Raw genomic sequence first — 14,678 nt, 5'->3', positions numbered from 1 at the left:
GAGACTCGCGCCTGCGGCGCATGCGCTTCGAGGCCGAAACGGCGAGACGGGCCTCAACCCTTGGAGGTGTCTCGTAAGACTCGACGCATGCGGGTTGCGTCGGCATTGGATGTCTGGGGCGGATGTCGGCTCGATCGCTCCGGAAACTCGCATCCTATGCCGTCCAAGAATGGCTGCGTTCGCTCAGTACTGATTTCACCCCGTGGCGGCAAGGGCGGGGTCGCCCTCCCTCGGCTGGAGGTGCCCAAGGCCGCATTCGCGGTTGGTCGGCCGAACGCCGCATGGTTTATCGCAGGCGCGCACCAGCCGGCCGCGGATGCCTCGACCCCGTGGCCCGACCACCAAGCGGGATCGGATGGAGGTGTGCCAGTCCACATGCCGACCTGGACGCCGACGCAACCCCCGGGCGTCGAGTTCAGCGAGACACCTCCAAGGGTTGAGGCCCGTCTCGCCGTTCGGGCCTCGAAGCGCATGCGCGAAGCGCGAGTCTCGAGGCCTGAACGGCGAGACCAAGGGGGCCTCGACCCCGCGCGCCGGAGACACGCCAAAAAACACGAGCAGGCCGGCCTCTCACCCCTTCGCGGCTCGGTCACGTCCGAATCCGGGGAGCTTGTGCCCGGTCCAGCTCTGGTCGGCGTCCGTCCCCGCACCCCGGATATCTCCCGCTGCGTCCGGTCACCCGGCCGCGGGGACCCTGTAGATTCCTGGGGGTTGTCGGGGCGCCCGGACGGGGTGCGGCGGGCTGGTTACGGAAGTGGGTGTCTGGCGCGATGGTGCTGGCGGCGTCGATGCGTGTCGTTGCTCGGATGCTGGTGCCGGTGCTGGCCGGGCTGGCCGTCTCCTGTGGTGCCGAGGAGGCCGAACCGCTGGTGGTGGGCGCGCAGGGGGCGGCCGAGTCACGGGTCCTGGCCGATATCTACGCGCAGGCGCTGGCGCGGACAGGCGCGGCGGTGCGGGTCGAGCCGGGGCTGGGCAGCCGGGCGGAGGTGCTGGCGGCGCTGGACGCGGGAACCGTCGCGGTCGCCCCGGACCACAACGGCGCGCTGCTGGCAGACCTGAACGTGGGGGCCGAGGCCACGACCACGAAGGCTGTCACGCGGGAGCTGAACGGGTCGCTGCCGCAGGGGACGGTCACCTCCGACGCGGCCGACGGCGCGGACTTCGAACCGCGGGTCCTGGTCACCGCCGCTGTCGCCGAGCAGCGCGGGATCGATTCGGTGGAGCAGCTGGGTGCGCAGTGTTCATCGCTGGTCGCCGGTGTCGCCGCCGTTCCCGGATTGTTCGAGCTACCGCAGGTGGCGGGGAAGATCTCGGGTTGCGCATTCGCCTCGACCGAAGTGTTCCCGGGGCCCGGGGAACTGCGCCGGGCGCTGCTGGAGGGCCGGGTCCAGGCCGCGGTACTGGCCGGTCCGGCCGAATTCCTGCCCGGCGGTACCGAGGGGTTGACAGTGCTCGCCGACCCGGAGGACGCCATCAGGCCGGAGAACCCGCTCGCGCTGGTGCGCAAGGGGGCATTGGATGATCGGCAGCTGGAGAAGTTGAACTACGTGGCCGGTGAACTCACCACCGACGAGCTCGCGACCCTGGTCCTGCGGGTCCGGGACGAGTCCGCGGACCCGGGGGAGCTGGCCCGCACCTGGCTCGACGCGCACGGCCTCTGAGCAGGACTGAGATCGGTCCGATATGCCCGGAATGTTGGGGCGGTGCCCGGCGTCGTACCTGGAGTCAGGAGTGACCACGGCATGAGCAGGCCGCGGCTGTCGTGCCCCGCCCGTACGGTGAGCCGGTAGTCCCAGGTGGTGTGTCCGTGTGACGCACCGCGACAGATCCACGAAACGGCGCATCGGGTGCCGCTCGGACAGGAACGGAAGCTATGCCCACTCAACGCAATCCGTGGCTCGCATTAGGTGCGCTGGTCGTCGGATTCTTCATGATCCTGCTCGATGTGACCATCGTGGCCGTCGCGAATCCGGCGATCATGACCGATCTGCACGCGGATATCTCGCAGGTCATCTGGGTGACCAGCGCCTATCTGCTCACCTACGCCGTACCGCTGCTGATCACCGGGCGGCTGGGCGACCGGTTCGGGCCGAAGAACATCTACCTGTTCGGGCTCGCGGTGTTCACGCTCTCCTCGCTGGCGTGCGGGCTGGCCGGGGATATCGAGACCTTGATCGCCGCACGGGCCGTACAGGGGCTGGGCGCGGCATTGATGACTCCTCAGACCATGGCGGTGATCACCCGGACGTTCCCGCCGGATCGCCGGGGCGCCGCCATGGGTATGTGGGGCGCGGTCGCCGGGCTGGCGACGCTGGTGGGCCCGATCCTGGGTGGTGTGCTGGTCGACGGTCTCGGCTGGGCGTGGATCTTCATCGTCAACGTCCCGGTCGGCGTGGTGGCCTTCGCGCTGGCCGTCTGGCTGGTGCCGTCGTTGCCGACGAATGAGCACAAGTTCGACCTGGTCGGCGTGGTGTTGAGCGCCGTCGGCATGTTCCTGCTGGTGTTCGGTATCCAGGAGGGCAATACGAGCGACTGGTCGGCGAAGATCTGGGCGATGATCGTGGCCGGGATCGTGGTGCTCGCTGTCTTCGTGGTGACCCAGGCCCGCGGGTCGGGCGAGCCGCTGTTGCCGCTGCCGCTGTTCCGGGACCGTAATTTCTCGCTGTCGAATCTGGCCATCGCCAGTATGGGCGCGGCTGTCACCGCGGTGATGGTGCCGATCTACTTCTACCTCCAGGCCGTGCACGGTATGTCGCCCACCCGGTCGGCGTTGGTGCTGGCTCCGATGGCCATCGTGACGGGGTTCGCCGCCCCGGTGATCGGCCGGCTCTCCGACCGGATGCATCCGCGGATCATTCCGACCATCGGGTTCTCGACGTTCGCGATCTCCATCTTCTGGTTCGCCCTGGTGATGCGGGATCCGCACGCGAATCTCACCTGGATGGTCGTCGCGGGCGCGGTGGCCGGCGCCTCGAACGCCTGTATCTGGGCGCCGCTGGCCACCACGGCCACCCACAATCTGCCCATCTCCCAGGCCGGCGCGGGCGCGGGCGTCTACAACACGACCCGGCAGGTCGGGTCGGTGCTCGGGAGCGCGGCGATCAGTGCCCTGATCGCCGCGCGGATGAGCGCTGCGGGTCTGGGCGACGCTCCGGCCGGAGAGGGGATGGGTACCGGTCAGGTGCCCGAAGCGGTGAAGCAGGCGTTCAGTACCGCGTTGAGCCAGGCCACGGTGCTGCCGGCCGCACTGCTGCTCGTCGGTGTGGTCGCCGCTGCCCTGTTCATCCGCTTCCGGGCCGGTGACGCCGCGGACCGGGGCGCCCCGCAGCCGGACAAGGCGGACTCGCTCACCGGTTAGCTCGTCTGGGGAACCGAACGCGAACGGCCCGGTGAGCGGATTGCTCACCGGGCCGTTCGTCTGATGGGGATCAGCTGTAGATCTTGTCCACCTCGGCGGCGTATTGCTTCATGACGACCGCGCGCTTCAGCGACATCTTCGGGGTCAGCTCACCGGTTTCCTGGGTCCAGTCCGAGGTCAGGATATTGATCTTCTTGATCTGCTCGGCCTTGGAAACCTTCTTGTTGGTCTCGGCGACCGCGGCCTCCACTTGGGCGACCAGGACCGGGTTCTCGACCAGTTCGGCGATCTCCACCTCGGCGGCGATGCCGTTGCGTTCCTTCCAGCCCGGCAGCGCTTCGGGGTCCAGCGTGACGAGGGCGCCGATGAACGGTTTCCCGTCGCCGACCACCATCACCTGGCCGATCAGCGGATGCGCCCGCAGTTCGTCCTCCATGGGCGCGGGGGAGACGTTCTTCCCGCCCGCGGTGACCAGGATTTCCTTCTTGCGGCCGGTGATGGTGATGAAACCGTCGGCGTCGATGGCACCCAGGTCGCCGGTCTTGAACCAGCCGTCGACGAACGCCTCCGCGGTGGCCTGCTCGTTGCCCCAGTATCCGGAGAAGATCACCGGCCCGCGCAGCAGCAGTTCACCGTCCTCGCCGATCTTGGCGGCGTGACCTTCCAGTGGGCGGCCGACCGACCCCACCCGGATGTGGTCGGGGGTGTTCACCGCGACCGCGGCGGTGCTCTCGGTGAGGCCGTAGCCCTCGAAGATGGTGACGCCGACACCGCGGAAGAAATGCCCGAGCCGGGCGCCCAGCGGCCCGCCGCCGGACACCGCGGCCTGGCAGTTGCCGCCCAGGGCGGCACGCAGTTTGCCGTAGACCAGCTTGTCGAACAGTGCGTGCTTGGCGCGCAGCACCAGCCCGGGCTTCCCGGCGCCCAGGGCCTCGCTGTACTCGATCGCGGTGGCCGCGGCAGCGTCGAAGATCTTGCCTTTGCCCTCGTCGTGGGCCTTCTGCTTGGCGGCGTTGAAGACCTTCTCGAAGACGCGGGGTACCGAGAGCACGAAATCGGGCCGGTGCTCGGCGAACTGCTGGACCAGCGTGCTCCAGTCGGAGGTGTGCGCCAGCGTGACCTTGGCGTCGAAGGCGGCCAGGCTCACCGCGCGGGCGAAGACATGCGCCAGCGGCAGGAACATGAGGGTCTTCTTGCCGGGGGTCAGGAACGATGCCAGCGCGATCCGGTCGGCCCGGGACTCGGCCCAGAGATTGGCGTGGCTGAGCATGACACCCTTGGGCCGGCCGGTGGTGCCGGAGGTGTAGATCAGGGTGGCCGGGGAGGCCGCGTTGACCTGGGCGCGCCGATCGTGGACGACCTGCTCGTCGAGTTCGGCGCCGCGTCGGACGAGTTCGCCGATCGCGTCCTTGTCGATTTGCAGGGTCTCGCGCAGCGCGGTCAGTTCGGCCGGATCGATCTCGTCGATGACGCCGCGGTGCTTGTCGTTCTCGACGACCAGCAGTGCGGTGGCCGAATCCTGCAGGATCCAGCGCGCCTGTTCGGCCGAGGAACTGTCGTAGATGGCCACGGTGCAGCCGCCGGCCGCCCAGATGGCGAAATCGAGCAGGGTCCACTCGTAACGGGTGGCGGCCATGATGGCGACCCGGTCGCCCAGTTCGATACCCGAGGCGATGAGGCCCTTGGCCACATCGGTGACCGCTTTCGCGAACTCCGCCGCCCGGACATCGCGCCAGCCGCCCTTGCCGTCGGGGACGTTGAACATCACCGCGGCGGGGGATTCTTTCGCGTAGCGGAACACGTTGTCGGAATTGTTCGCGTCCTCGGGGATGGTGTAGGAAGCCGGGGCTTCGAACTCGCGCATCATTGCCTTTCCCTGTTTGCCAACTCGTCGGTAATTTACGCCACCGGAACCGGACGGGGCGCGGGCCACCGGTAAACGCCCTGGATTTCACCCCGGAATCAGGGCGAAACGCGTCCCGATCAGGCCTTCATCCTAGGTCGCGCAGCGGTAGCTGATCGACGGCTTGCCGGATGAAAACGGCCATTTCGGTCAGTGCCGCGGCAGCTGGGCCCACCAGGGCGGCCTGTAGCTGGGCGACATGCCAGAGACCGCGGCTCTCGGTGAACGAGACTTCGACCCCGGCCGCGCGCAGGGCCGCGGTGAGATCGACGCACTGCGGGTGCAGTAGTTCGTCGACATCGGCCTGGACGTACACCGGGGGCAGCCCGGCGAGGACACCGTGCAGCGGGGCGTAACCGGTATCGGCGGGATCGCCGGTGCCCAGATAGACGGCGGCGCAGGCCCGCGACCAGGGTCCGTTCACGACCAGGTCGCGGGGGCGTTCGGCGAGCTGGTTCGGATCGACCCACGGTGCGATGAGGCCGAGCGCGGCGGGGGTGTGGCCGTGTCGGGCGATCAGCCGTTGGGCCAGCGCCAGGGACAGTCCGCCACCGGCCGAATCCCCGGCGATCGCGATCCGTTCCGGCCGGTAGCCGTGTTCGGCGACCAACTCGAGGAAGGCGGCCTCCGCGTCGTCCAGCGCCGCCGGGTAGGGATGTTCCGGTGCCAGCCGGTAGTCGAGGGCGTAGACCGGTAGTCCGGTGCCGGCGGCGAGCCGGCCGTTGAGCGAACGGTGGGTGGCCAGCGAACCCACGGCGTAGCCGCCGCCGTGCAGGTACAGCACGGCGGCGGGGTCGGCCGGGGCCGGACCGGCCGGTGCGAGTCGCTCGGCCGGGCGGCCGCCCAGGCGGAGCCGTTCGACTCCGACGCCCGGCGGTACGGGTTGCAACGCCGAACCGGCGTCGATCAGGGCCCGCTGGACCCGCCAGGGCAGCCGGGAATGCAGCGCCACCCGGTACATCGAGCCCAGGACGGCCCGCGCCAGCGGCAGTGGCAGCGCGATATCTCGCATGTCGATCCTTCTCCGGTACCGATCAGGGCAGGAAACGTCGTTCGACGCCGACCGCGATGCGCTGGTAACCGGCGGCGGCGGTGCGGACGAACAGGTCCAGCAGTTTGGCCTCCCAGCCGATCAGCACCCGGCCGCGGCCCTTACGCACACCGTCGACGATGGTCTGCGCGGCCATTTCGGGACTGTGGATGGCGAGGTATTTGTCGAACATCGAGCTGGCGTTCGCGCCGTCGATATCGTCGCTGTAGGTGGCGTTGCGGGCGACGGCGGTCTTGATACCCCCGGGGTGCACACAGGTGACCTTGACCGGCGCGCGGTCCACCAGCATCTCCTGGCGCAGCGCCTCGGTGAAACCGCGCACCGCGAACTTGGCCGAGTTGTACGCGGCCTGCCCGGGTACCGCGATCAGGCCGAAGAGGCTGGACACGTTCACCACATGGCCGTCACCGGATTCGAGGAGGAACGGCAGGAACGCCTTGGTCCCGTTCACCACGCCCCAGAAGTCGACATCCATGATGCGTTCGATGTCTTTGAACTCGGTCTTCGCGACATCCCCGTGGTGGGCGATCCCGGCGTTGTTGTAGATCTGGTGCACGACACCGAAATGCTGCTTCACCGCGTCGGCGTAGAGCAGTACGGCCTCGCGTTCGGCCACGTTGAGCCGGTCGGACTTCACCTCGGCGCCGAGCTCCTCGCAGCGGCGGGTGGTTTCGGCCAGCCCCTCGGTGTCGATATCGGACAGGGCCAGTTTCGCGCCGCGCCGGGCGAGGTTGATCGCCAGCGCCCGTCCGATCCCGGAACCGGCTCCGGTGATCACACAGACTTTGTTACGGAAGTAGGAATCGTTGCGCCCTCCCGTCGCCCGGTCCCCGCCCCTCGGGGAATCACTACGTGATGCTGTATTCATGCGGTCACTACTTTCAGATCGGGTCGAACGGGGGCATCGGCAGCCGTTGTCGTATCGTAGGCGGCCACGTCGAATTTCCTTGTGATGCGGCGGAATTCGAAGGTGAAGTCCGGCCAGAGGGTCGTATTGTTGCCGTGCTTGTCCAGGTACCAGCTGGCGCAGCCGCCGGTGCTCCAGACGCTCTTGGTGAGCTTCTTCTGCAGGGCGGAGTTGTAGGAGTCCTGCGCCGAACGGCGCACCTCGACGGTGCGCAGACCCTGGCGTTCGAAGGTGGCCAGGGCGTCGGCGATGTAGTTGATCTGGGATTCGATCATGTAAACCATCGAGGTGTGGCCCAAGCCGACATTCGGGCCGAGCAGGAAGAACATATTCGGGAAGTTGGCGATCGCCGAACCCTTGTAACCCTGCTGGCCGATATCGTCGAAGACCTCGGTCAGGCTGCGGCCGTCGCGCCCGTAGATGGTCTCGTAGGCGGGGGAGTCGGTGACGTGGAAGCCGGTGGCGACCACGATCGCGTCGACCTCGCGTTCGGTGCCGTCTTTCGTGACGATCGAATTCGCGCGGATCTCGGCGATCCCGTCGGTGACCACGTCGACATTGTCGCGATCCAGGGCGGGGTAGTACTCGTTGGAGATCAGCATGCGTTTGCAGCCGATGCGGAAGTTCGGGGTGACCTTCTTGCGCAGTTCCGGATCGCGGATCTCCATGGCCAGTTTGGCCTTGGCCAGGGCCTCGAACGCGCGCATCAGTGGCGGGAACTTCGCCAGGCCGACCACCTGGGTCTCCCGGGCGGCGTAGATCGCGGCCCGGGACAGGCGCTGGACACCCGGGATGTGCTTGAACGCCAGCCGTTCGGGCAGCAGGTAGGGGCGGTCCAGCCGGGGCAGCAGCCAGGGCGCGGTGCGCTGGTAGACGTCGAGGTGGGCGACGCTGCCGGCGATGGCCGGGACGATCTGGATGGCCGAGGCGCCGGTGCCGATGACCGCAACGCGCTTACCGGCGAGGTCGGAATCGTGGTTCCAGCGGGCCGAGTGGAAGATCTCGCCCTCGAAGCTGTTGATGCCCTTGATATCGGGCAGGTTGGGCTCGCACAGCGCACCGACCGCGGAGACCACGGTATCGGCGGTGAAATCGCCCTTGCTGGTGGTGACCTCCCACTGCGCGGTCTCGGCGTTCCAGCGGGCGCCGGTGACATCGCAGTCGAACAGGTGCTTGTCGCGCACGTTGTATTTGTCGGCCACGCCCTGGATATAGGCCTGGATCTCGCCCTGCCGGGAGAACGACCGCGACCAGTCCGGATTCAGGGCGAAGGAATACGAGTACAGGTGCGAGGGCACATCGCACGCGGCACCGGGGTAGGTGTTGTCACGCCAGGTCCCACCGACATCGCTACCGCGTTCCAGTACGAGGAAATCCTCGCGGCCCTGCTGGGTCAGCCGGATGGCGAGGCCGAGGCCGGCGAAACCGCTGCCGATGATGATCGTCCGCAGATGGCGGGTGGGCTGGTTAGCGACAGCTTTGTCTGTAACCTTGCGACTCATATAATGAGCGTAAGGGCTTATTGAGTAGCAGTCAACAGTATTGAACGGCATTCAGTAGGATGAACAGGTGAGTACGAGCCCGGAAGCACCCGTCAAACGCGTCCGATTGAGCCCGGACGAACGGAAGACGCAGCTCATCACGCTCGGTGTGAAGATGCTCGGCGAACGGGCGATCGAGGACATATCGGTCAGCGAGATCGCGGCCCAGGCGGGCATCTCCCGGGGACTGTTGTTCCACTACTTCCCCACCAAACAGGACTTCCAGCTCGAAGTGGTCCGGCACGCGAACGCCGAACTGCTGGCCCGTGTCGTCCCCGATCCCACGCTGAGCCTGTTCGATATGCTGCGGGACTCGGTGGGCCGCTATATCGACTACGTCAGCGAGAACCGCACCTCGTATCTGGCTCTGCTGCGCGGACCCACCAGCTCCAGCCCCGAGCTGGCCGCCATGGTCGAACAGACCCGGCACGCGATCGTCGACATCATCCTCGCCCAGGTCCCGCTGTCGCCGGAGGAGCGCGAGCAGCCCCGGCTGATACTCGTGGTGCGCGGCTGGGTGGCCTTCACCGAGGAAACCACCCTGTCGTGGCTACGCGGCGAATCCCTCTCCCGCGACGAACTGATCGAACTGCTGGTGGAGTCCCTGGTGGCCCTGTCGATGGCGGTGAACCCGGCCCTGGCCGCCGCCTTGCGGACCTGAGGTCCGCCGCTCCCGCCGTGCCGGCCCGAGCCGCAGTTCCGCCGCCCTCCCGACCGGCCACACCCGTGTCCCGGCCGGGGCCTTCGGGTGCCGCGTCCCGCGCAGGTTTCGCAGCGGATCCCGTCTGCGAACAGCTCTACCCTCCCAGCGCTGCGGGCGGCGCCGGAACACAGCGCCGCGATGCGGTCACGGTGCGGGGCGCGCCGGTACGGCCTCCGGATGTCCGGGCGCTCGGTCGAGACGGGGCAGCAGCAGCGGTGTCACCAACAGCAGCACTCCGGCGAGTGTGATCGCCGCGCGTATTCCGATCCACGCGGCGAGCAGGCCCCACAGCGCGGTGATCACCGCGATGGTGACCTTCTTGCTCACCGACCAGGCGGCCAGCGCGCGGGTCGCCCGGTCGGCCGGTAATTGCTCCAGCCGGTAGGTGGCGAATACCGGGTTGAACACCGCCATGCAGACGATCACGGCGGTCTGGACCACCAGGACGAGTACCAAGCCGCCGGCGCCGGCGGTGACGGCGCCCAGCGCGACCGGCCAGCACACCCGCAGAATTCCGGACACCCGCAGCACGCGCCCGTGCCCGTACCGGTCGACGAGCCGGGGCGCGAGCCGCGCCCCGAGCAGGCCGCCGAGACAGGGCAGGGCGAACGCGAGACCGAATTCCCAGGGCGTGAAGCCGAGCTGCCCGAGCATGAGTACCGACATCAGCGGTTGGGTCGCCATGATCAACGCGCCGACCAGGGCATCGTTGCAGAGCAGCGGGCGGAGCCCGGGATGGTTCAGGACGTATCGCCAGCCCTCGAATTGCGCACCTCTGGCTGGTGTCTCGGGGCGGGCCGGAGGCGGTTCCCCATCGCCGATCGCGCGCAGGCCGGCCGCCGAGGCCAGATAACTCAGCCCGTCCGCGACCAAGGTGGCCATCGGACCCAGTAGCCCGACGGCGGCGCCGCCCAGGGGCGGCCCGAGCACGATGGCGGTCCAGTTGGTGGATTCGAACCGGGCATTGGCCACGAGCAGATCGTCCGGCGCCACCAGACTCTTCAGATAGGCACCGGACGCGGCGGTGAAACCGATATCGGCGGTCGCGGCGACGACCGCGACCACGAGCAGCTGCGTGAAGCCGAGTGCGCCGAACGCGAAGGCGACCGGGATGCTCAGCAGCGCCACGCACCGGATCAGGTCCATGGTGATCAGGACGGGCCGCTTGCGGCGGAACTCCACCCAGGGGCCCAGCGGAATCGCCACCAGGGCGCCGACGGCGAGGCCGGCCGCCGCCAGTAGTGAGACCTCGGCCGGTCCGGCGTGCAAGACGAGAACGGCGACGAGACCGAAGGCATCGAACGCCAGCGCGGTACCGAAACGGCTCACCGCGTAGGCGGCCCACAGCCAACCGAACCGCCGTCCCAGGGACCGCCCATTCGCCACGCCGGCTTCCTCCCGCTCATGTGTCCTCGCGTCGACCTGCGCGAGCAAAGCAGAAAGCGCGGGCCGCGATCAAACAACCGCGGCGGTACCGGGCACAACTGTTCGTTGTATTCCATGGGTGGTCACCCGGCGGAATGGGACCCCGGTGTGGGCGGTAATTCTCGGGGAGATATATTCGTAGTGGGTGGGGTCGATATTGTTTTTCGAGTCCCGCGCGAGTTGATTTCACACCCGCCCCGGTCTCCCAGCTGTTCCCGGGTCCGGATCGCGGCCGGTCGTGCGCCCCTGAGGTCGGTCCCGTTCTCGATATGCCCGATGAGTACCGCTGTGGCCGAACGTGTCCCGGAGACCTGCTGGGCCCGGGTCCCCTCCACCCCCTCGCGACCTCCTGCGCTCGAACCCGCGCAGGTCGATTCGGCGGTTTTCCGCCATTCGACTTGACGGCGGGCGGGCCGGGGTGTCATTATCAAAATAGAAAGCATCGGAAAACGGTTGCTTTATTTTTCATGTCTCTCGACATTCGCGGATTTTCTGTGTAATTTAGGACGTCGCGCCGGGGTGCGTGCTGTCCGACTCTCTAAATACGAATTCACCGTGGAAAGCGGCGCGTTCTGCGTCTCGCTGCCACGGCTCGTCGTCGAGTCCTGTCCGAACGGCTTCCGCCCGCGGTGCGCGATCCGAATAACGCCCACTGGACAAGCAGATACGTGACGCCCGTACCGCGCAGGTATGGGCGGCGTGCGGTGCTGGAAGGACGCATCTTGGCACTCATCGATCGAACCGCGGCAGTTGCCGCGATATCCGCCGGAAGCCGAATTCCCGGGAGCCGCGCGCGGCTCTCGTTCGCCAGAGTGCGCGAACCCCTGGAGGTGCCGGGACTGCTGGAGATCCAGACCGAATCCTTCGGCTGGTTGATCGGCGCGACCGCCCAGCGGGAACAGGCGGCCGCGCGCGGCTATTCGTTCACGGGCGGGCTGGCGGAAGTACTCGCGGAGATCAGCCCGATCGAGGACTTCGCGGCGACCATGTCGCTGACCCTGTCCGAACCTCGGTTCGAAGAGGTCAAGGCCTCCATCGACGAATGCAAGGACAAGGACCTGACCTACGCGGCGCCGCTGTTCGTCACCGCGGAGTTCATCAACAACAACACCGGCGAGATCAAGAGCCAGACGGTCTTCATGGGTGACTTCCCGATGATGACCGACCGCGGCACCTTCATCGTCAACGGCACCGAGCGCGTGGTCATCTCGCAGCTGGTGCGTTCGCCGGGTGTGTACTTCGATCACTCCGTCGACAAGAGCACCGAGAAGGACCTGCACAGCGTGCGGGTCATCCCGTCCCGTGGCGCGTGGCTGGAATTCGATATCGACAAGCGCGACACCGTCGGCGTGCGTATCGACCGCAAGCGGCGGCAGCCGGTGACCGTGCTGCTCAAGGCCCTCGGCTGGACCACCGAACAGATCGCCGAGCGGTTCGGTTTCTCCGGTGTGCTGATGTCCTCACTGGAGAAGGACAACACAGCGGGTACCGATGAGGCGCTGCTCGACATCCACCGCAAGCTCCGCCCGGGCGAACCGCCCACCAGGGAATCGGCGCAGTCGCTGCTGGAGAACCTGTTCTTCTCGGAGAAGCGCTATGACCTGGCGGCGGTGGGCCGCTACAAGATGGACAAGAAGTTCGGTGTCCGGCGGGACGGGCCGGGCGGCCCCCGGGTGCTCACCGAAGACGACCTGGTCACCGTTATCGAATATCTGCTGCGGCTGCACGCGGGGGAGCGGACGATGGCCGGGCCCGGCGGCGTCGAGGTGCCGGTCGAGGTGGACGATATCGACCACTTCGGTAATCGCCGCGTGCGCACTGTGGGGGAACTGATCCAGAACCAGTTCCGGGTGGGGTTGTCCCGGATGGAGCGTGTGGTCCGGGAGCGGATGACCACACAGGACGTCGAGGCCATCACGCCGCAGTCGCTGATGAACATCCGGCCGGTGGTGGCGGCGCTCAAGGAGTTCTTCGGGACCTCCCAGTTCTCCCAGTTCATGGACGAACGCAACCCGCTCGCCAGTCTCACCAACAAACGCCGCCTGTCCGCGCTCGGGCCGGGCGGCCTGTCCCGGGACCGGGCCGGCCTCGAGGTGCGCGATGTGCACTACAGCCACTACGGGCGGATGTGCCCGATCGAGACGCCGGAAGGCCCGAATATCGGGCTGATGGGTTACCTGTCGGTGTATGCGCGGGTGAATCCGTTCGGGTTCCTTGAAACGCCGTACCGCAAGGTGGTCGGCGGCACCGTGACCGACGAGATCGTCTATCTGACCGCCGACGAAGAGGACCGGCACATCGTCGCGCAGGCGAATGAATCGCTCGATGCCGCAGGGCGATTCGTCGAACCGCGGATCGCGGTCCGGCGCAGGTATTCCGAGGTCGAGCTCGTCGATACCGCTCGGGTCGATTATATGGACGTCTCGCCGCGCCAGATGGTGTCGGTGGCGACGGCGATGATTCCGTTCCTGGAGCACGATGATGCCAACCGTGCCTTGATGGGTGCGAATATGCAGCGTCAGGCTGTGCCGTTGATCCGTTCCGAGGCTCCTGTGGTGGGTACCGGTATGGAACTGCGGGCCGCGGTGGATGCCGGGGATGTCGTGGTCAACGACAAGGCCGGTGTGGTCGAGGAGGTCTCCGCCGATTATGTGACGGTGATGGCCGATGACGGGACCCGTAAGTCCTATCGGTTGCGGAAGTTCGCCCGCTCGAACCAGGGCACGTGTGCCAATCAGCGGCCCATCGTGGATGAGGGCCAGCGGGTCGAGCGTGGTCAGGTCCTGGCCGATGGTCCGTGCACCGAGAACGGTGAGATGGCGCTGGGTAAGAACCTGCTGGTGGCGATCATGCCGTGGGAGGGCCACAACTACGAGGACGCGATCATCCTGTCGCAGCGGTTGGTCGAAGACGACGTGTTGACCTCGATTCATATCGAGGAGCACGAGATCGACGCCCGCGACACCAAGCTCGGTGCCGAGGAGATCACCCGCGATATCCCGAATGTTTCCGACGAGGTCTTGGCCGATCTGGACGAGCGGGGCATCGTGCGGATCGGTGCCGAGGTGCGTGATGGTGACATCCTGGTCGGGAAGGTCACCCCGAAGGGTGAGACCGAGCTGACGCCGGAAGAGCGGCTGTTGCGGGCGATCTTCGGTGAGAAGGCTCGTGAGGTGCGTGACACTTCGTTGAAGGTGCCCCACGGTGAGTCGGGCAAGGTGATCGGGATCCGGGTGTTCTCCCGCGAAGACGACGACGATCTGCCTCCGGGTGTGAACGAGTTGGTTCGGGTGTATGTGGCGCAGAAGCGCAAGATCCAGGACGGTGACAAGCTCGCGGGCCGGCACGGGAACAAGGGTGTGATCGGCAAGATCCTGCCGACCGAGGATATGCCGTTCATGCCGGATGGCACGCCGGTGGACATCATTTTGAACACCCATGGTGTGCCGCGTCGTATGAATATCGGGCAGATCCTGGAGACCCATCTCGGCTGGATCGGCAAAGCCGGCTGGGAGGTCGAGCTCGCCGGCGGTACCCGCCCCGAATGGGCGCAACGCCTGCCCGACGAACTGCTCTCGGCGGCGCCGGAGACGAATCTGGCGACACCGGTGTTCGACGGGGCACGCGAGGAAGAACTCGCCGGACTCCTGGCCTCCACGCGGCCGAATCGGGACGGCGAGGTCATGGTCGGTGCGGACGGTAAGGCGACGTTGTTCGACGGTCGTTCCGGTGAGCCGTTCCCGTACCCGGTGGCGGTCGGCTACATGTACATCCTGAAGCTGCACCACCT

At 67.2% G+C, this 14,678-nt stretch carries 9 protein-coding genes; 4 read left to right on the top strand and 5 right to left on the bottom strand.

All coding sequences use genetic code 11. The annotated features are described in order from the left end of the window. The first annotated feature begins 788 nt into the window (after positions 1-788). Together ABZV91_RS30420 and ABZV91_RS30415 are read left to right on the top strand one after the other, a co-directional pair. Positions 789-1,661, top strand: a complete 873-nt coding sequence (locus ABZV91_RS30420) for a glycine betaine ABC transporter substrate-binding protein (RefSeq protein ID WP_355249175.1) — start codon at positions 789-791, stop codon at positions 1,659-1,661. A 212-nt stretch (positions 1,662-1,873) separates the two neighbouring features. Next, a complete protein-coding gene (locus tag ABZV91_RS30415) occupies positions 1,874-3,358 on the top strand; it encodes a DHA2 family efflux MFS transporter permease subunit (RefSeq protein WP_355249173.1) in 1,485 nt (494 codons plus the stop codon). A gap of 70 nt (positions 3,359-3,428) precedes the next feature. Here the strand turns inward: ABZV91_RS30415 and ABZV91_RS30410 are convergent, their stop codons facing one another. The 4 genes from ABZV91_RS30410 to ABZV91_RS30395 all read right to left on the bottom strand — a co-directional run bounded on the left by ABZV91_RS30410 (position 3,429) and on the right by ABZV91_RS30395 (position 8,721). Next, positions 3,429-5,222: a long-chain fatty acid--CoA ligase gene (locus ABZV91_RS30410; RefSeq protein WP_355249177.1), complete on the bottom strand. Its 1,794-nt coding sequence runs from the start codon at positions 5,220-5,222 to the stop codon at positions 3,429-3,431. A 127-nt stretch (positions 5,223-5,349) separates the two neighbouring features. After that, a complete protein-coding gene (locus ABZV91_RS30405; RefSeq protein ID WP_355249171.1) occupies positions 5,350-6,273 on the bottom strand; it encodes an alpha/beta hydrolase in 924 nt (307 codons plus the stop codon). A 22-nt stretch (positions 6,274-6,295) separates the two neighbouring features. Beyond that, positions 6,296-7,180: an SDR family NAD(P)-dependent oxidoreductase gene (locus ABZV91_RS30400; RefSeq protein WP_355249169.1), complete on the bottom strand. Its 885-nt coding sequence runs from the start codon at positions 7,178-7,180 to the stop codon at positions 6,296-6,298. Continuing rightward, on the bottom strand, positions 7,177-8,721 hold the full coding sequence (locus ABZV91_RS30395) for an NAD(P)/FAD-dependent oxidoreductase (RefSeq protein ID WP_355249166.1): 1,545 nt from the start codon (positions 8,719-8,721) through the stop codon (positions 7,177-7,179). Before ABZV91_RS30395 ends, ABZV91_RS30400 begins: the two co-directional genes overlap by 4 nt. 67 nt (positions 8,722-8,788) lie before the next feature. Here ABZV91_RS30395 and ABZV91_RS30390 point away from each other — a divergent pair, with 67 nt between their 5' ends. Further along, positions 8,789-9,421: a TetR/AcrR family transcriptional regulator gene (locus tag ABZV91_RS30390; protein ID WP_355249163.1), complete on the top strand. Its 633-nt coding sequence runs from the start codon at positions 8,789-8,791 to the stop codon at positions 9,419-9,421. Between the two features lie 186 nt (positions 9,422-9,607). On the opposite strand, the gene ABZV91_RS30385 is transcribed toward ABZV91_RS30390, so the two are convergent. Next, positions 9,608-10,849 (bottom strand): MFS transporter, encoded by a 1,242-nt coding sequence (locus ABZV91_RS30385; RefSeq protein WP_355249160.1) that lies wholly within the window; start codon positions 10,847-10,849, stop codon positions 9,608-9,610. 761 nt (positions 10,850-11,610) lie between these two features. Here ABZV91_RS30385 and rpoB point away from each other — a divergent pair. Next, positions 11,611-14,678 (top strand): DNA-directed RNA polymerase subunit beta (gene rpoB, locus ABZV91_RS30380; RefSeq protein ID WP_355249157.1); only part of this gene is annotated, 3,068 nt, incomplete at its 3' end.

Source organism: Nocardia sp. NPDC004568 (assembly GCF_040609955.1).
Taxonomy (GTDB): domain Bacteria; phylum Actinomycetota; class Actinomycetes; order Mycobacteriales; family Mycobacteriaceae; genus Nocardia.
Note: the sequence above shows the minus strand (reverse complement) of the source record. Positions and strands in the feature narration are given on the sequence as shown.